Source organism: Sphaerospermopsis sp. LEGE 08334, assembly GCF_015207205.1.
Taxonomy (GTDB): Bacteria; Cyanobacteriota; Cyanobacteriia; order Cyanobacteriales; family Nostocaceae; genus Sphaerospermopsis.
On the sequence record NZ_JADEXH010000073.1, the window covers coordinates 1 to 17,285 of the forward strand.

Annotated in this window: 18 protein-coding genes; 5 read left to right on the top strand and 13 right to left on the bottom strand. The window is 37.3% G+C overall.

The window, feature by feature from the left end:
- Positions 1 to 298: 298 nt before the first annotated feature.
- From pth to psbH, 3 genes are all read right to left on the bottom strand, one after another.
- Positions 299 to 931, bottom strand: coding sequence for an aminoacyl-tRNA hydrolase (gene pth, locus IQ237_RS24730; RefSeq protein WP_194059907.1), 633 nt, complete (start codon positions 929 to 931; stop codon positions 299 to 301).
- An 81-nt stretch (positions 932 to 1,012) separates the two neighbouring features.
- The gene (locus tag IQ237_RS24735) at positions 1,013 to 1,264 is read right to left on the bottom strand and encodes a TatA/E family twin arginine-targeting protein translocase (RefSeq protein ID WP_137667466.1); all 252 of its coding nucleotides are present in this window, start codon (positions 1,262 to 1,264) and stop codon (positions 1,013 to 1,015) included.
- 424 nt (positions 1,265 to 1,688) lie between these two features.
- Positions 1,689 to 1,892, bottom strand: coding sequence for a photosystem II reaction center phosphoprotein PsbH (psbH, locus tag IQ237_RS24740; RefSeq protein WP_096566033.1), 204 nt, complete (start codon positions 1,890 to 1,892; stop codon positions 1,689 to 1,691).
- A 234-nt stretch (positions 1,893 to 2,126) separates the two neighbouring features.
- Between psbH and psbN the strand changes: the two genes are divergently transcribed.
- Positions 2,127 to 2,264, top strand: a complete 138-nt coding sequence (gene psbN, locus IQ237_RS24745) for a photosystem II reaction center protein PsbN (protein WP_096566031.1) — start codon at positions 2,127 to 2,129, stop codon at positions 2,262 to 2,264.
- Between the two features lie 158 nt (positions 2,265 to 2,422).
- On the opposite strand, the gene IQ237_RS24750 is transcribed toward psbN, so the two are convergent.
- The 8 genes from IQ237_RS24750 to IQ237_RS24785 all read right to left on the bottom strand — a co-directional run bounded on the left by IQ237_RS24750 (position 2,423) and on the right by IQ237_RS24785 (position 9,716).
- Entirely contained in the window at positions 2,423 to 2,869 is a 447-nt protein-coding gene (locus IQ237_RS24750; RefSeq protein WP_194059909.1) for a PIN domain-containing protein, read from the bottom strand.
- Positions 2,869 to 3,153, bottom strand: a complete 285-nt coding sequence (locus IQ237_RS24755) for a hypothetical protein (RefSeq protein ID WP_194059911.1) — start codon at positions 3,151 to 3,153, stop codon at positions 2,869 to 2,871. Before IQ237_RS24755 ends, IQ237_RS24750 begins: the two co-directional genes overlap by 1 nt.
- 358 nt (positions 3,154 to 3,511) lie before the next feature.
- On the bottom strand, positions 3,512 to 3,715 hold the full coding sequence (locus IQ237_RS24760; RefSeq protein ID WP_228020697.1) for a type II toxin-antitoxin system RelE/ParE family toxin: 204 nt from the start codon (positions 3,713 to 3,715) through the stop codon (positions 3,512 to 3,514).
- Positions 3,712 to 3,978 (bottom strand): type II toxin-antitoxin system ParD family antitoxin, encoded by a 267-nt coding sequence (locus tag IQ237_RS24765; RefSeq protein ID WP_194059913.1) that lies wholly within the window; start codon positions 3,976 to 3,978, stop codon positions 3,712 to 3,714. Before IQ237_RS24765 ends, IQ237_RS24760 begins: the two co-directional genes overlap by 4 nt.
- Positions 3,979 to 4,067: 89 nt before the next feature.
- Positions 4,068 to 4,298 carry a type II toxin-antitoxin system MqsA family antitoxin gene (locus tag IQ237_RS24770; protein WP_194059914.1) on the bottom strand — a complete coding sequence of 77 codons (231 nt, stop codon included), beginning with the start codon at positions 4,296 to 4,298 and terminating at the stop codon, positions 4,068 to 4,070.
- A gap of 31 nt (positions 4,299 to 4,329) precedes the next feature.
- The gene (locus IQ237_RS24775; protein ID WP_228020698.1) at positions 4,330 to 4,632 is read right to left on the bottom strand and encodes a DUF4258 domain-containing protein; all 303 of its coding nucleotides are present in this window, start codon (positions 4,630 to 4,632) and stop codon (positions 4,330 to 4,332) included.
- 164 nt (positions 4,633 to 4,796) lie between these two features.
- A complete protein-coding gene (locus IQ237_RS27090; protein ID WP_194059916.1) occupies positions 4,797 to 5,588 on the bottom strand; it encodes a GUN4 domain-containing protein in 792 nt (263 codons plus the stop codon).
- Positions 5,589 to 6,461: 873 nt separating this feature from the next.
- Positions 6,462 to 9,716: an alpha-mannosidase gene (locus IQ237_RS24785; protein ID WP_194059917.1), complete on the bottom strand. Its 3,255-nt coding sequence runs from the start codon at positions 9,714 to 9,716 to the stop codon at positions 6,462 to 6,464.
- A 183-nt stretch (positions 9,717 to 9,899) separates the two neighbouring features.
- On the opposite strand from IQ237_RS24785, the gene IQ237_RS24790 reads away from it, so the two are divergent.
- Positions 9,900 to 11,360: a hypothetical protein gene (locus IQ237_RS24790; protein WP_194059918.1), complete on the top strand. Its 1,461-nt coding sequence runs from the start codon at positions 9,900 to 9,902 to the stop codon at positions 11,358 to 11,360.
- 181 nt (positions 11,361 to 11,541) lie between these two features.
- Here IQ237_RS24790 and IQ237_RS24795 read toward each other — a convergent pair whose 3' ends face one another.
- A complete protein-coding gene (locus IQ237_RS24795) occupies positions 11,542 to 12,606 on the bottom strand; it encodes a DUF6765 family protein (RefSeq protein WP_194059919.1) in 1,065 nt (354 codons plus the stop codon).
- A gap of 127 nt (positions 12,607 to 12,733) precedes the next feature.
- A complete protein-coding gene (locus IQ237_RS24800) occupies positions 12,734 to 13,657 on the bottom strand; it encodes a 1-acyl-sn-glycerol-3-phosphate acyltransferase (protein WP_194059920.1) in 924 nt (307 codons plus the stop codon).
- Between the two features lie 154 nt (positions 13,658 to 13,811).
- Between IQ237_RS24800 and IQ237_RS24805 the strand changes: the two genes are divergently transcribed.
- The 3 genes from IQ237_RS24805 (at position 13,812) to IQ237_RS24815 (ending at position 17,253) form a co-directional block, all read left to right on the top strand.
- Positions 13,812 to 14,699, top strand: a complete 888-nt coding sequence (locus IQ237_RS24805; protein ID WP_194059921.1) for an alpha/beta hydrolase — start codon at positions 13,812 to 13,814, stop codon at positions 14,697 to 14,699.
- A gap of 74 nt (positions 14,700 to 14,773) precedes the next feature.
- Positions 14,774 to 15,634 (top strand): Tab2/Atab2 family RNA-binding protein, encoded by an 861-nt coding sequence (locus IQ237_RS24810; RefSeq protein WP_194059922.1) that lies wholly within the window; start codon positions 14,774 to 14,776, stop codon positions 15,632 to 15,634.
- A 305-nt stretch (positions 15,635 to 15,939) separates the two neighbouring features.
- On the top strand, positions 15,940 to 17,253 hold the full coding sequence (locus IQ237_RS24815) for a TldD/PmbA family protein (RefSeq protein ID WP_194059923.1): 1,314 nt from the start codon (positions 15,940 to 15,942) through the stop codon (positions 17,251 to 17,253).
- Positions 17,254 to 17,285 lie beyond the last annotated feature (32 nt).

Consider the following 17,285-nt stretch of genomic DNA (forward strand, 5'->3'; position numbering starts at 1 on the left):
TGGTGATTGGTGATTGGTGATTGGTGATTGGTGATTGGTGATTGGTGATTGGTGATTGGTGATTGGTGATTGGTGATTGGTGATTGGTGATTGGTGATTGGTGATTGGTGATTGGTGATTGGTGATTGGTGATTAGTGATTGGTGACTGGTGATTGGTGATTGGTGACTGGGGAGAAATATTTACCTTCTTCCTCCTGACTCCTTGATCTCCTGACTCCTTGATCTCCTGACTCCTTGATCTCCTGACTCCTTGATCTCCTGACTCCTTGATCTCCTGACTCCTTGATCTCCTGACTCCTATCCCTCAGCACTCCAGCTATTACAACGGTTCATGGCTTTTTCTACACCTTGCTTTAAGGTGAGTTCTGCACACTCAACCACAAAGTCTAAAACCACATTCATTAATTTTGATTCAGTAGCAGAGAACTTTCCCAAAACATGAGATACAGTGTCAGCATTATCATCATTTGCTGCACCTTTGGGTTTGCCAATACCGATGCGTAAGCGGGGGAAGTTTTGACTATTCAAATGGGAAATAATGCTCTTCATCCCATTATGTCCACCTGCTGAACCAGATGAGCGCAGACGAGTTTTTCCTAACGGTAAATCCATATCATCATAAATGACTAACACAGATTCAGGAGGTATTTTATACCAACTTGTTACCGCTTGGACTGATTGCCCGGAACGATTCATGTAAGTTAGCGGTTTTAAAAGCCGGATTTTACCGCCTCCTGGTGCTAAACCTTCTGCAAACTGTCCTTGAAACTTACGATTTTCAGTTAAGGAAAATTGCCAAGCGCGAGCAAGAGCATCAATAGCCGCAAAACCAATATTATGGCGTGTTTGATCATACTTAGGCTCTGGATTCCCCAACCCGACTATTAACTGGGGAATAACCAAAGCAGGTTGCTTAACAGCTTCAGTCATCCGATTTGGGATATGAGATTTTAGATTTTAGATTTTAGATTTTGGGTGAATTTACGGGAGAACTCTGAAATTTGGAGAATTTTAGACAGAATTATCCTGTTTAGTAGATTCTATTTGTTTAGGTTCTAATTCAGCAGTAGTTTTTACAGGTTGGTCTAGTTTTTCCGCTTCTTTCTTAAATTCGTTTTGAAACTCATTAGAAGCATCTTGGAAACTGCGAATAGTTTTACCCAAACTACGACCGATTTCTGGTAGTTTCTTAGGACCAAAGATTAATAAAGCTACTACCATAATTACAGCCATTTCTGGCAAACCAATACCAAATATATTCATTATTTTTTTCCTTTAGCTGCGATATAAAACCTAGACAAAGCTAGACTTTACTTTCTACTTCAACGGGAGCATGGGAGCGGTTATCCCTCTGTAGACCTTCACGCTGTAGCCCAACGCGATTGTGTTCCAATTAAGTTTCTGAAAAAGACTACCACCATCATTGCTTGGTTTTCGCGTCGGCAATAGTCTCAATTCAATACTTGATATCACCGTATTATATATCAAGTAGTTGATTTTTTCCGGAAAATATATTGATTTTTGTCAATATAAGTATAGTTTTGTCTATGAAATTGTCAACTTAGGACAAGCTCTCTTAACTGTCACCTGTCACCTGTCACCTGTCACCTGTCACCTATTAACTGAAAAACCCGGACTGGCCGGGTCTATATTAACTTGCATCCAAGTTATAATAGCTGTGTAGCAATTAGCCGCCTAAACTGCGCCAATCAACAAGTACGTCTTGAATTAACAGAGACTTGTTGTAAACTTGCAGAATAATGAGCAAGAATACGAAAAACAAACCCATAAAAACACCCATTAAAGGTGTTGTTCCCCAACCGGGGGATACTTTACCATATTCAGCGTTTAAGGGTCTGAGGATATCTCCCAATTTAGTCCGTTGTGCCATAGTTCACCTAAGATCAGTTGCCAAAACTTTTTTTAATTTTTTTATTCCCCGTTGTAGGGTGCTGCAATATTTCAGCAGGATTTTAACCTTACGTTTGGGATGATTCTGACTATGACGATAATACCATTATCAGGGTAGGGTGGTTTACCTGACTTTAATGAATGGAGAATATAGTATTTAAGTTAAGTTTTGTAATATTCTAGAAGATACCGCTCATAATATAACTCTAATTTTATGGACTTAGAACCTGGTTTAGTGCTTGGTGTTTCTTTTTCTGCCATCCTGATTGCGATTACTGGTATGGCAATTTACACATCCTTTGGTCCACCAAGTAGAGAATTAGCTGATCCTTTTGAGGATCACGAAGATTAAAAGCGTGATTAGTTTGATATAATGGTGGGCTATGCCCACCCAAATACAAGTCAAAGGTCAAAAGTCAAAAGTCAAAATTTTTTTGTCTGAATCAGGATGTCCAGGATTTAAGGATTTACAGGACTGAGGTTTGCAATGTTGTACTATATTTCTATCAATCAGACTAATAAGGTATTTGGATGTACAGGAGTAATTTTATTTCCATAGCGTTTAAAGTCACTAATATTGAAAGTGAGAATGTGAGTTATTCCATGAGCAAGCATAACTGCTACTAATCTTGCATCATGAACATTGACACCCATCACACCATACTCAATTACAATCTGTTTCCAATGTTGATAAATTTCCGGTATATCTGGTAATATTGCAAAGAGATTTTCTAATTTTTGTAGTTCTGCTTCTGCTGCAACTAAACTCATTCCTAACCCATTTTTTTCTATAGGACGGGTAGCACTACGCCAAAATTCTACTAAATTTTGATGTGTTAAATAACAATTTTCTTTTTGTTTTCTGAGTGTAGCGAGTGCATTTAAAGATTCTGCACACATTGGATGATGAGGTTGTGCTATTCTCAAAATAATATTAGTATCAATTAAATATGCCACTATATTTCCTCATCTTCATAAATACCTGCTCGACTTACAGCGTGGTCAGATAAAATAGGTGTATTTTGTGGATGACTAGAACTCCATTCATGTAGTGCTGTAATCCATTCTTCATCAGAAGCTGTTTGATAAAATGGAAGTTCTGTAGTTTTAACTAATTGTTCTAGCATTGCATCAAGATGAGGTTTTACTGCTGCTGCTGGAAGTTGAGTTATTTTTGATAATGTTTCGGTAATTTGTTGTAATTCTTGAGAATGAGTTTGTTGCCATGTTTGCAAGATCATAATTTTGAAAATATGATTTTTTACAGATTATATTTTAGCATAATTTTGTCTGAATCAGGATGTCCAGGATTTGAGGATTTTTAGGATGTTATTGTGATTTGGAAATTAAACCATAAATTCCATAATAAGAGTCGGTTTTAACCGACTTTAGCTTTGAGACAGGGAATTTATTCCCTGGTTATAGATATTCTCAGGATGTTCATTTATTACTATTTTAATCTGAACACAGATAAATTATCTGAGAAGTCGGGTATCTTTGACTAAGTATTGATCATGTAAACAAAGATTCTAAATCTTGACGACCATTGACAATTCTGAGAATTTCTATATTATCATCAACAATTTGATAAAAAATGATCTAACTATTAAGAGGTATTCCCCGCATTCCTTTTCTGAGGTGTTCGTAACTGCGTCCCATTTGGGGAAATTGCAGCAAGTTTTTACACTTTTTTGTAAATTCTTGAAAAATCTTTTCTCCTGTTTCAATATTTGTATTTAAAAAATATTCGGAAATACTATCTAAATCTTTAATTGCTTGAGGTGAAATTAAACATTGATTCATTGTTTCACCTCACGCGCATGGGGGAATTTTGCTTGCATTTGTTCAACAACTGTTTCTAAAGGAACTCCTTCACCTCGTTCTAATTCTGCTGCTGCTTCGTTGACTTTAATTCTCACATCTTCTACCCATTCTTCATATTCTTTTTGTTTTTCTTGTAACAGTTGTAATGCTTGATTAATTACTGCTTGAGCGTCTGGAAATTTACCTTGTTCTAGTTGGGTTTTTATAAACTGTTCTTGTTCTGGGTTGAGGGTAATATTCATGGTTTGTTCTCTATAATTGATAATTTTTATTATAAACAAGATGTAGCTTTCTGTAGGGTACGCAGTGAAACCCAAATTTTACATGGACTCTACGCACTCAAACTTACAACATCTATAAAACGTGCAACTGCAAGATTTTTGCGGTTGAGTTTAATTTGTTCAATTTTATGCAATGTTTCTGCTGTCATGTAACTTTCACCGCAATGAGGACAGCTAATAATAGGTACATTTTCAATTACCAGCATTTCTTCACCTTTACCATAAGTTCTGGTAACGTTGCGGATATGTACACCTTCACTATTACAAATATCGCATTTCATATTTCTGTTACCTGATTTTAAACTGTATATACTAGACATCTCCGGTAATTAAATGTGCGGTTTCCAGAACCCTTGTAGAGACGTTGCATGCAACGTCTCTACATTCATTTTCGGAGAGGTCTACTGTAATAATAACTAATTTTCCACTGAGGCTGAGTTTAGTGATAATTTCAATTTCTACTCCATCGGTGGTTACTCCTCTAATACGGTATTTTGATTCTGCGGTAATTCTATCTTTTTGACGTTCGATAATTTCACCATTCAGGATACTTTGTTCAATATCATATATTGTTAAGTTATCATCGTTCATTTCTTCTTCTGCATGAAGTGTCATTACATATTGAAGTGATGTAATTTTCCCTCTTATTCTTTGTAATATTTCATCAAACATGACATGATTTATGTTGCTTTTCAGGATAGGTAATGTATAGTATCACAATCCTGTAAATCCTTTAATCCTGGAAATCCTGATTCAGACTTAATAATTTTCTGTAACCTTCAAATGTTACAATTTACAAGTCTGGACGCGAGAGAAGAGACCCACAAAAACCTACTCGAACTCCCAACCCAAACCCCCCACTTACACATCCACAACCACCTTGGGACGTAGCCTTCTGGTGCTTTCTTATCAAAAGTAATCTCGTCGTAGTACAACCAATTGCCTCCTTTCCTCCATCCTACCTTGTCCCCGAACTTCTTCCAGATTTCTTGGTTATATTCTCTTGTTCCACCTAAACCCTGATAAATCCGTTTCTGTACAGAAAAACCAAATTTACCATCACTGTATTTTACCCACAATTGGTCAATAGTGCGGAGGTCTGTACAGGGAAAATTATCAATATCTTTTATTCCGAACGAACCTTCCTTTTCCCGTTTCGCAACTGCTAACATTACCCTTGCTGTTTCCTCATCTGCTTCTTCCCATTTTCCTGCTTTGAGTAAATCACGCAGTGTTCTGTAGTCCATTCCTACTGCTGATTTTAATTGTGCATCCTCGAATATTATTAACGCTTCTTTTACTTTTGCTTCTATGCGAGTTTCTAGCAAACCATAAGCCACATTTTTTACTTCCTTAGACTCATCATTTAAAGCCCGAATCACTAAATCTAAACCCATTTCTCCATAGTTTAAAGCCTGTTGAAGAGAAGCTATTCTTACTTGGGGGTCGGGGTTACTTAGTCTTAATTTTACACCTTCAATACCACCTAGAACTGCTGCAAATTCTGAGGTTTGATTTTGACCACCCAGTACAGCATCGTATTTTCCCGGTTGTTGTGGATGATTTGTCATTGGTAAATATTTGTATTTGATAATGTTAATTATATACTGTTACTTGTCTGAATCAGGATGTCCAGGATTTGAGGATTTTCAGGATGTTATTGAATGATTTATGGTGGGGAGTTGGGGATTTTTTGATGATGTTGTTGAATGATTGTTTTTTGGAAGTTGAAGATTTTATTTGTCAGAATCAGGATGTCCAGGATTTGAGGATTTACAGGATGTTGTTGAATGATTTATGGTGGGAAGTTGGGGATTTTTTGAAGATGTTTTTAATGATTGTTTTTTGAAAGTTGAGATTTTCTGATGATATTATTTAATGATTGTTTTTGAATGTTTATAAACCATCTAAAAATTACATCCTGTAAATCCTTTAATCCTGGAAATCCTGATTCAGACAAATACAACTTTAAACACCAAACAAACCATCTAAAAATTCCCATCCTGTAAATCCTTAAATCCTGGACATCCTGATTCAGACAAATACAACTTTAAACACCAAACAAACCATCTAAAAATTCCCATCCTGTAAATCCTTAAATCCTGGACATCCTGATTCAGACAAATACAACTTTAAACACCAAACAAACCATCTAAAAATTCCCATCCTGTAAATCCTTAAATCCTGGACATCCTGATTCAGACAAATACAACTTTAAACACCAAACAAACCATCTAAAAATTCCCATCCTGTAAATCCTTTAATCCTGGAAATCCTGATTCAGACAAATACAACTTTAAACACCAAACAAACCATCTAAAAATTCCCATCCTGTAAATCCTTAAATCCTGGAAATCCTGATTCAGACAAATACAAATTTAAACACCAAACAAACCATCTAAAAATTCCCATCCTGTACATCCTAAAATCCTGGTTATCCTGATTCAAACAATAACTTCAAAACTCCCAATTTTCCAAGGTGCGATTTTTCCAACTTCTTCATTTACCTTCCTTTCTAATAAATCAACCGCTTCCCCTAACCGGAAATATTCACTTTCTAAACCTAACTCTGCTGTTTCTCCCTGACTTTCATAAAAACGCAGAATGATTTTTTTACTATCTTCTTCACTGACTTTAAAAGCCATTACAATTAAATTATCATCTGCTAATTTTAGAAAACTTTGATTTGGTAAAATACCAGGTTCAGATTTTTTAATCTCTGGATTTATTAACACATTTAATGGTATATTTAATTCATACCCTTTTTTCACTGTTTCCGCTTCTTGCCAACTGCCAAGATGAGGATATAAACTATAGGTAAATTCGTGTATTCCTCTATCTGCTTCGGGGTCTGGCCAGTTGGGACTTCTTAATAATGTGAGGCGGATTTGATTGGGTTTTACATCGTATCCATATTTACAATCATTGAGTAAACTAAATCCGTGTTTTCCACTATCGGTTTCTGTGGTTAAATCTGCCCATTGTAAAGCGGGTACTTCCCATTTTGCTTGTTCTGCGGGGGTTTGGGGGTTGGTTGGTCGGTTTATGACTCCGCAGGGGATTTCATAAGTGGCGGTTTCAGCGTTAAGATTTAAAGGGAAGGATGTTTTTACTAATACTTGATTTTCTTGCCAATTTACAGTATTCTGAATTTTCAGGATGGGGCAATTTTTGGGTAAGATGTAATTTTGGATAAATTCAGATTTGCCGATTTTACGAATTACTTGTAATTTTTGTTGAATTTCTCCATTTTCTAACCATTGAATTGATAGTAATTCGCTTGGTGGTAGGGTTTTGGTGTTATAATTGGGGTCAATATTCCAAGCATCCCAATATTGTCCACTGTCTTCAAATGCTTGGAGTTTGTTTCCTGCACCGTTTAAAATTTCTCGTTTTTGGGTTTTATCAAAGATGCTGTCTATATCTCCGGTTTGGGGGTTAATTTTTATTTGGAGATAGTCATTTTCTAAAGTCCAATTTTTCGGAAGTTCGTTTTTTGCAATGTTTGATTTTTCCGATGTGGGAGAAAGCCAATAAATTTGATATCCTATTGATGGGACAGTAGCTATAAATAGTAAATAATTTTCATTTTGTTGGATGATAACTTCCTTTCCTTCAACATCGTAAACTTTCCAACTCTGATCTTCTAAACTAAAAATATGGGAACTAACAAAATAACTCTCTGAAACACTCTTAACTTCGCGTTCTTTGCGTTCTTTGCGGTTCATTATAATATGTATAACTTCCGAACGTTCCCAGTTGAGAGAGTTAAAAATTATTACAGGGATGCTATTTTGTTGGGGTGGTTGTGGTAAAGTGATATGAGAGGCGATCGCCCTTAAAGCATCATCTAAAATTCTATTTCCTGTTTTTTGCACATCTTCCCATTCTGGCAGTGCATCCTGATAAACTTGGGTAATAGAAGAACCGGGTAAAATATCGTGAAACTGGTTAAACAAAACTTTTTTCCAAGCAGTTTCTATTTTCATTTTTGGATATTCACAACCAAAAAGAGAAGTTGCGAGAGTTGCGAATAACTCAGCCTGATATAATAGATGTTCAGATTTACTATTGAAACGTTTTTGATCTGCGTGAGTCGTATAACATCCGCGATGAAATTCCAGATATAACTCATCTTCCCATATTGGGAGAGGTGCGGGTAAACTTTCAGATTCTAACTTTATTTGTTGTAGATAATTTTCTGCGGTTGTAAATTCCAACCTTGGTAAAATGGGGGAATGTTCCCAGCGTCGTGCTACTTCTAGCATATCACGAGTAGGACCACCACCATGATCACCGACACCAGGAAGCCAAAGCGCATCATTTAAACCCGTTTGAGTTTGCCACTCACACAGATATTGAGTCATCTTAACCGGATCAATACCTTCCCCGATGAGAGCAGACATATAACTTAATATTTGACTACCATCTGGCGATCGCCACCAAAATAAACCATAATCAAACTTAGTAGAATCATTCCAGCGTAACTTTTGAGTAACAAAAAACTCAACCCCTGCATTTACTAAAAACTGTGGTAAAGTAGCACAAAACCCAAAAGTATCAGGGACCCAAACTATCGGAGATATTTTCCCAAACTTCTCTAAAAAATAACGCTGACCATATAATAATTGTCTAACAATAGACTCACCAGAAATCAAATTTAAATCTGGTTCAACCCAAAAACCACCTAAAACCTCCCACCTTCCTAATTTTACCTGATTTTGAATCTCCCGAAATAAATCAGGACGATTTTCTTCAACCCAAGCATACAAAGCGGGAGTAGTATGACAGAATATTAACTCAGAAAAATCTTTTTGTAACCTTAAAACCGACTCAAAAGTATTTTGTGCAGCGTTCCAAGTTTCCGAAACAGGCCATAACCATGCTAAATCTAAATGAGCATGACCCAACAAATATATTTTAGATTTTAGATTTTGGATTTTAGATTGAAGTAAAAGCTGACGTAGGTTAAAAATAAAATTCTTCCAGTCTTCTTCTTCCCTCTCTTTCTTCTCTTCCTTCTCTTCCTTCTCTTCCTTCGTGTTCTTCGTGTCTACCCTTCGGGAACTGCTTCGCAGAACGTGGTTCGTTACCTCTTCAATACCTGCAACCAAACCAACTAACCTTTCCGGTGCGAACTTTTCCAGAATGATTTGAGCGATCGCTAACTCATCAGCCACAATACCCGCATCTAACTCATTGTAATCCAAAGACTCAAAAATTAAAAGCGATCGCACCAAAGCACCATCACAATGACCAGGACTCACCAACCGCAAACAAACAAAAAACTCATCACCTGGTTTTACCCCTTGACTTAAAAGCACCCGTGGGGAACAATCAAATAAATCCCCAATTAAAACCAGATTACCATTAACATAAACCTCAACAGTATCAGACCACCAAAGCAAAGACAACCGCAAACATAAACCCGTCAAAGGATAACCTTGCAAACTTTCAGGAACAGTAAACCTTTGCGCTAACCAAAGAACCTGTTTTCCCCCATCCCAAACAACCTGATTTTTCTCATTTAGCTTAACACATTGCCAATCAGATAAATCAGAATTTACCACCTCGTTAATTTCTAAATTACCTTGCTGATAAACCCAAGCAGAAAGTATATTAATTTGACATAAAGAGCGTAAATTCTCAACAGTCTTTAATATAGATGTAGTATCCACAGGAGGAAGATCAAAAGTCATAAAAAATTAACACTTAAAATTAACAATAAAAGATTATTCTCAGGACTTAAACAGAAATTGAGATTGTCAAAATTAAACTCATCTGAATTTATTTTCAGTTATGATTATATCACTAACTAAATCTCAATCACATTTTACGGGAATCGCCAAAATCAATCCAATTTAGCCTAATTCATTGATATCATGTCCTCTAGTTCTTCTCGTCCTTATCAAAGTAAAGTATTTAACTTCTTCAATCAGCAATCTCGGCGGTTGAGTCAAAAATTAGAAAGTACCATTCGTAACTTACAAGTTGCCACAAAATGGAGTGTAGAGGCGTTACTTTATCCATTGTATCAAGCATTACAACCTGACAAACTGATAGGAAAAAGATTACAAACCCCAGGTCAAACTACCCAAACATACTTACAATCCCATACTCCCCCACCAGCAGACGCGCCTATTCAGAACGTACTGGAATTAGTTAAAAGTTTACCATCTGCCGCTGCTTCTGAATCAGAAACTTTACAAAATGTTAAATCTTCAGGTTTTTTGGGTAGAACTTGGGAAAAAATTACTCATAGTTTTGGGTGGTTACAATCTCCAAAAGCGCCGAAATTACCATCAGAAAATACTTTACAGCATCATATCCCCACTGTACAGGGAATTGCCGTCAAATTAGAAACTAGAAATTTGGTACTTGTCAGCGACAATAACAAAGTTTTTGATGTTTTGACAATTGCTCAACAAAGAAATTTACATGAGACAATTAATCAAGAAATTGCCGAATATTCCCAAGTTTTACAATTAGTAGCAGCCCAAAAAGAGCAGAATTTATTACCAGAAATTGACCGACTTTTAAATAAATTAACTAATAGTTCAGATTCCAGTATAACAGAAAATACGGAAAATCGAAATCCTCTAGAAATCAAATCTTATCCTGGTAAAATCTTAGCATTGTTAGATACAGCATTAGCCAAATTAGAAGCTAAAGCAATTGTACCTGTAAAACAACAAAGTCAGGGAATTATTAAAGTTGCCAAAACTCAATTAGATATCTTTATTTATGGTAAAGATCAGGTAGAAGCTAGGGGAGAAATTTCTGTAAATGCTAATACTTTAAACCAGCGAAATTTGAATATTCCAGCTTTAATTGAATCTGCAATTAATTACTTTTTTGGTGGTAGAAAAATTCCCCAACTCAGGGAAGATGAAAAAGATTATAAAAATTATAATTTTAATGAAATTCCCAACCAACCTGTTAACACATTTGTTGATAGTCGTCAAATTCCAACATCTGATTTAACCGGAAATTCTTGGTTAACTTGGGGTGATTTATTTGGTAATTTAGAAATCACATCTAACACCACAGAAGACAAAAATCAACAAGTATTAAATACGGAAACAAGGAAGGTTTTTAAAAACAAAAAATCTGCATCATCAACAACTGAATCTAGTTTTGCAAATGAGACAGCAGCGGAAAAACAACAACAAAAACAACATAGATTAAAACCGGACTGGATAGAAACAACTGCTACATTTATTGGTTATGAAAAACACCCATTAGAGCAAATTTTAGCATGGTTAGATTATATCATGCTTTGGATAGAAATGATATTTATGAACATGATTTATTTCTTTAAAGGATTGTTGCAGGTGAAGTAATTTTATATCCCCCTAAATCCCCCTTTTTAAGGGGGACTTTCAACAATGGACAATTACCTCTCCCTGAAAGTCAGAGTCTTGAAAAAGCGGAATTTTTGGCTCTTTTACCCTTAAAAGGGGAGATTTTAAACCTTGAATTAAAAAGTTATCAATTGTCAATTATCAATTATCAATTGATAAATTAAGCTACACAAATTCCATATTGGGGTAATAAATCATGAATAATATAAAATTGATGTGCTTGTAAAGCATCGTGAAATAATTTCCAATTACTGACTAAAAAACTAGGATTATAGGGAAAAATTTCATTTTCTCTATCAACTAATTTTTCCGTTCCTAAAGCTTGATATTTCCAAGAACCTTGACCTTTAGGAATATAATCAACATTAGCAGCACCAAAACTAAATTTACTTTGGGAAATAGCATCTAACCATTTGTGATGACGGACATGGCCATTTTTATCTTTAATATTTTCTAACATCCAAGCAATTAAACTTTTATCTTGTGCTGGTAAACCTGGTACAATAGCATCAGCCTCACCTAATAAATAACGCTGCATAGCTTTACACATATTATCAGCAGCTTCTAAAAAATCTTCAGGATTATTACGTCTAATTTTCTCACCTCTACCATTAATATAACCCCAACGTAAATAAGGTTTATCAGGATGACTTAAAACCGCACCATGTCCCAAAGGTAAAGCTTCACTAACAAAATAATTTTTTAATCTATCCATCAAATTTTTATCAGGTTTGTCATTTTCATCAAGTAATTTTTTCGCTTCATTAACTCGATGGTTCACCCCTGCAAAACCTTGATGCGCCCAAGTATCAACATAAACGTGCATTGTAATCCCTAAACGATGTAAACTATAAGCAGTTTCACGACATTGAATACACTCCCTTACCATCTGCTGTGCAACATCACTATTAGGACGACAAATTAACTTTTCAATAAACTTTCCTTCCGGGTTCTCACCTGCTTTTTTACCCCCATTTCCTGGTAAAAAATGAAAAGGTATCCAAACATGATAATTTGCTAATTCTTGAAAGTTGCGATAATCTAACATCTTATGTGCGGAACTGATGCGGGTAAACATCGCACCGTTATCAAATTTAATGATACCGCCATTAATTGCATCATCTACATATTGAGCGCAATAAGCGATAATACTAGCATCTTCGTGGTTAAAACCCGCTAGTCGTGCTACTACGTAAGTAACACCATGATGAAAGTCTATTTGCATCTTAAATAACTGCGGTTAAAGATTTTTAAATTTAAGAATAGACTATAACAATTTGGTAACATATCTCATTTTTCTTCCTCTCTGCGACTCTGCGACTCTGCGTGAGAAAATAAGAAACAAAATCTTCCTACCACAACATCCGATTTAAAAAATGTTGTAACAACTTTATCCCCTCCGGTTCATGATAATCTGTAGGTAACAAATCCCGTATCGCTTTCTCCAAAGTTTCCACAGCTGTATCTATTTCCTGACGCTTTGGCCTGGAAGTTGCAGGAAAATACAAAGGTTCACCTACTCGAATTGTTAATTTTTTTCTCAAAAACAAGTCATGAGTGCCGATTAATGCTATTGGTACAATTGGCACTCCAGCCCGCAACGCATAAATTACAGTTCCTCGTTTTAGAGGATGCAAATGACCTTCAGCAGTTCCCAGTCTTCCTTCGGGAAAAATTATCAACCCATCCTCACGGGCTAAAATTGCCGAAACAATGCGGTCTATGCGGCGTACTGTTTGGATATTTCCACCAGGGTTAACAGTATTTTTAATAACCTCTGCCAGTTCCTTGAAATCGTCCTTTCCCGCTTCAGCAGCAGCAATAACAGCTTGTTCTTCTCCCCAAATTCTCTCTAAAGGAATAACACCACCTGCAAAACCTAAAATCAGGCGTTTCCACCATTTATTATAGAGAGTGCGGGCATCACCGAGAATATAATAATACGGTTGAGTGAGTATTTCTGCGAGTAAAATTAAGGGGTCAAAATGATGGAGATGATTAGCCGCTAAAATGGCTGATGTCTGCGGTATATTTTCGATATTTTCCACACGGACACGGAAAAAGAAATGAATGAGCGATCGCAAGACAAAACGCCTGAAATTAGAACTAACTCGCGGTTCTGTATTTTCCCGATCAATAGCAGATAGCTGATTAAGAGTAGTATCAATAGTATCTCGAATAGTGCGATCGCTCGCCGCCGCCACACCTTCCCAAACCCGTTTAATAGCAGCTTCAGTTAAAAGAGGTAAATTTTCTAACTCGTCAGTATTGTTCATACTTCTCAGAAATATACTTTAAATTACCCAATCACCAATCACCAATCACCAATCACCAAAATTTCTGTAATCCTCCCACAGTTAGAAGATATTTTCCCTACAATATACGTTGATAGGCTAAAAAGTTGCTGGGAAATTAGGTAAAAAACTAATCATGACTATTTACCACAGCGTAGGCACATTTAAAGGTGTTGGGGGAATTGATCTGTATTATCAAAACTGGAATCCAGGGGGTAAAATCAGGGGGATATTAGCATTAGTACATGGACTCGGAGGACACAGCGGACTTTACAAAAATATAATTGAACATTTGTTACCTCAGCAATATGCTGTTTATGGCTTAGATTTGCGTGGTCATGGACAATCACCAGGTCAAAGAGGTTACATTAATACTTGGTCTGAGTTTCGTAATGACGTGCGAACATTCTTAAAAATGATTCAACAGCAACAACCAGAATCTCCAATTTTTCTATTTGGACACAGCATGGGAGGAATGATAGTTTTAGAGTATGCTTTGCGTTATCCAGAAGATATATCTGCATTACAGGGAGTAATTGCAGTTGCACCTAGTATTGGAGAAGTGGGAGTATCACCAGTGCGCGTACTCTTGGGAAAAATGCTTTCGAGGTTGTGGCCGCGTTTTTCCTTAAATACTGGACTCGACATCACCGCAGGTTCAAGAGATCCGAAAATTGTAGCTACCTACACTCAAGATACCTTACGCCATACCCGTGCAACAGCCCGGTTTTCCACAGAGTTCTTTACTACATTAGCTTGGATTAATGCCCACGCCCATGAATGGACAGCACCTTTATTAATTTTACATGGTAGTGCTGACAGAGTAGTTTTTCCAGAGGGTAGTGAAATTTTTTATCAACGAGTGACTTGTGCAGATAAGTTGCGTATTGAATATCCGGGAGCATATCACGATTTACATTGTGATCTTAATTATCGTGAATTTCTAGCTGATTTGAGTAATTGGATGGAGCAGCATTTAATTAGAGAACTGGGAAAATTAGAACCAGTGATGAGTAATGAGTGATCGTTCATTGCGGCTGTAGATTGGTAGAGTGGAAAGATAACAAAACATCAACTCGCCAGATTTCATCGTATAACATGGGCAGTATTTGGGAACTCGATTTTTACTCTCGTCCGATATTGGACGCAAATCAAAAAAAAGTTTGGGAAGTCTTAGTGTGTGAAAGTCCTACTGATGTACGCACTAAAACAGACTCCTTGTTTCGCTATGCTCAATATTGCCCTAGTACCCAAGTAAATTCGGTTTGGTTGCGGACAGCGTTACAGGAAGCGATCGAGAAAGCGGGAAAAGCGCCAATTAAAATCCGCTTTTTCCGTCGGCAAATGAATAATATGATTACAAAAGCCTGTCAAGATATAGGTATTCCCGCCTTACCTAGTCGTAAAGCATTAATTCTCAATCAATGGATACAACAGCGAATGGAGGAAGTTTATCCCCAAGAACCAGGATATCAAGGCGGTACAAATTCTTCTGTACGTTTAGAAAGACCTTTACCCCAGCGTTTACCGGATGCGCTGGAAGGCAAACAATGGGCATTTGTGAGTTTAGAAGCAAGTGATTTTGCAGATATGCCAGATTGGGAAATTGGCTTTGGTGAAGCTTTTCCCCTAGATTTAGCCCAGTTACCCCCAGAAACGCGTATTCCAGGAATTTTGATTTTTTCACCTAGAGCTTTGCCCATCGCTGGGTGGATGTCAGGTTTAGAGTTAGCTTATTTGCGATTCGATACCAGTCAAGGAGACAGATTGATATTAGAAACTGGTGCAACGGAAAGCTGGGTTGTGGCAAATATCAGAACACCTCAACTGCTCAAAGAAGCACAAGGATTTGAAGCAGCCAAACAACAAGCCAATGGAGTCCATTTTATTGGTGTCCAGTCCGATCCCCAAGCTCAAGCTTTTGCTGGTTTTTGGCTGTTACAAGAGGTAAATCTATAGTAGGTGACAGGTAACAGGTGACAGGTGACAGGTGACAGGTGACAGGTGACAGGTAACAGGTGACAGGTGACAGGTGACAGGTGACAGGTGACAGGTGACAGGTGACAGGTGACAGGTGACAGTAAATAGGCAGGGGAGCAGGGGAAGTAGGGGAAGTAGGGGAGATAACCCCCAATCACCAATCACCAATCACCAATCACCAATCACCAATCACCCAAAAATTACGACTGTTGAGGCACGCTGATGAGATAATAGCTAGGTCTATCTGAGCTTTACCATCCAAAATCCACAATTAATCAAGGGAAATGGGTTCTGCAAAATTGTCACAAGATACACTAGCGGAACAGTTGCTAGAACTGGCTTTAAAATCTGGCGCAGAGGCTGCGGAAGTGTATCAGTCCCGATCGCTTTCTCGTCCTGTGTTTTTTGAGGCCAACCGCTTAAAACAACTAGAAACCAGTCAATCTGAAGGTACAGCATTGCGGCTATGGCGAAACGGTCGTCCGGGACTGACTGTGGCTTACGGTTCTGTAGCTCCTCAAGGGATGGTAGAACGAGCTTTAGCTCTCAGTCAGTTAAATCACCCTGAACCTGTAGAAGTCAGTAGTAATTCTGAAAAATATTACCCTGATTTGGGGGAAGCTGTTTCAGTGGAAAAATTGATAGACTGGGGCAAAAGTGCGATCGCTATCGTGCGTGAATTCTATCCTGATGTTCTCTGTAATAGTGATTGGGAATGTGATGTAGAAAATACTCGGTTAATCAACAGCAAAGGTTTAGATTGTCACTATACTGATACTACTCTCAGTTGCTATATGTCCGCAGAATGGGTCAGGGGTGATGATTTTCTCAGTGTTGCGGATGGACAAACCCAGCGGGGTGAACTTAATCCTGCCAGAGTAGCACATCAAATTTTACAGCGATTAAATTGGGCAAAAGAAAACGTTTCTACCCCTAGCGGTCGGTTTCCAGTTTTATTTACTTCCAAAGCTGCGGATATGATTTGGGGAACTGTCCAAGCAGCTTTAAATGGTAAACAAATTTTAGAAAAAGCTTCCCCTTGGGCGGAAAAACTAGGTCAACCTGTTGTTGCACCCTCTCTCACCCTTTACCAAAACCCCCAAGCTGGTCCTTACAGTTGTCCTTTTGATGATGAAGGCAATCCTACCCAATCTTTGATATTTATCGAAAACGGAATTTTACGCAATTTTTATAGCGATCGCACTACCGGCAGACTATTAGGTATTGGTAGCACTGGTAATGGTTTTCGTCCTGGTTTGGGTAGTTATCCCACCCCTGGTTTATTCAATTTTCTTATCCAACCTGGTAAGGCAACCTTACAAGAATTAATTCAAGATATGGATGAAGGTTTAATTGTTGATCAAATGCTAGGAGGAGGAGGAGGAATTTCTGGTGATTTTTCTATCAATATTGATTTGGGATATTTGGTAAAAAAAGGTCAAATAATTGGTAGAGTTAAAGATACAATGGTTGCCGGTAATGTTTACACAGCCCTCAAACAAATAGTTAAAATCGGTGGGGATGCAGACTGGAATGGTTCTTGTTATACTCCATCTTTGATAGTCGAAGGACTTTCTACAACGGGAAAAAATAGTTGATTTCAGGTGACTGGGGACTGGGGACTGGGGAC

Excerpts from the sequence above, each read along its gene's own strand:
- pth (WP_194059907.1), bottom strand. The coding sequence starts at position 931 with ATGACTGAAGCTGTTAAGCAACCTGCTTTGGTTATTCCCCAGTTAATA.
- IQ237_RS24735 (WP_137667466.1), bottom strand. The coding sequence starts at position 1,264 with ATGAATATATTTGGTATTGGTTTGCCAGAAATGGCTGTAATTATGGTA.
- psbH (WP_096566033.1), bottom strand. The coding sequence starts at position 1,892 with ATGGCACAACGGACTAAATTGGGAGATATCCTCAGACCCTTAAACGCT.
- psbN (WP_096566031.1), top strand. The coding sequence starts at position 2,127 with ATGGACTTAGAACCTGGTTTAGTGCTTGGTGTTTCTTTTTCTGCCATC.
- IQ237_RS24755 (WP_194059911.1), bottom strand. The coding sequence starts at position 3,153 with ATGATCTTGCAAACATGGCAACAAACTCATTCTCAAGAATTACAACAA.
- IQ237_RS24760 (WP_228020697.1), bottom strand. The coding sequence starts at position 3,715 with ATGAATCAATGTTTAATTTCACCTCAAGCAATTAAAGATTTAGATAGT.
- IQ237_RS24765 (WP_194059913.1), bottom strand. The coding sequence starts at position 3,978 with ATGAATATTACCCTCAACCCAGAACAAGAACAGTTTATAAAAACCCAA.
- IQ237_RS24770 (WP_194059914.1), bottom strand. The coding sequence starts at position 4,298 with ATGAAATGCGATATTTGTAATAGTGAAGGTGTACATATCCGCAACGTT.
- IQ237_RS24775 (WP_228020698.1), bottom strand. The coding sequence starts at position 4,632 with ATGACACTTCATGCAGAAGAAGAAATGAACGATGATAACTTAACAATA.
- IQ237_RS27090 (WP_194059916.1), bottom strand. The coding sequence starts at position 5,588 with ATGACAAATCATCCACAACAACCGGGAAAATACGATGCTGTACTGGGT.
- IQ237_RS24785 (WP_194059917.1), bottom strand. The coding sequence starts at position 9,716 with ATGACTTTTGATCTTCCTCCTGTGGATACTACATCTATATTAAAGACT.
- IQ237_RS24790 (WP_194059918.1), top strand. The coding sequence starts at position 9,900 with ATGTCCTCTAGTTCTTCTCGTCCTTATCAAAGTAAAGTATTTAACTTC.
- IQ237_RS24795 (WP_194059919.1), bottom strand. The coding sequence starts at position 12,606 with ATGCAAATAGACTTTCATCATGGTGTTACTTACGTAGTAGCACGACTA.
- IQ237_RS24800 (WP_194059920.1), bottom strand. The coding sequence starts at position 13,657 with ATGAACAATACTGACGAGTTAGAAAATTTACCTCTTTTAACTGAAGCT.
- IQ237_RS24805 (WP_194059921.1), top strand. The coding sequence starts at position 13,812 with ATGACTATTTACCACAGCGTAGGCACATTTAAAGGTGTTGGGGGAATT.
- IQ237_RS24810 (WP_194059922.1), top strand. The coding sequence starts at position 14,774 with ATGGGCAGTATTTGGGAACTCGATTTTTACTCTCGTCCGATATTGGAC.
- IQ237_RS24815 (WP_194059923.1), top strand. The coding sequence starts at position 15,940 with ATGGGTTCTGCAAAATTGTCACAAGATACACTAGCGGAACAGTTGCTA.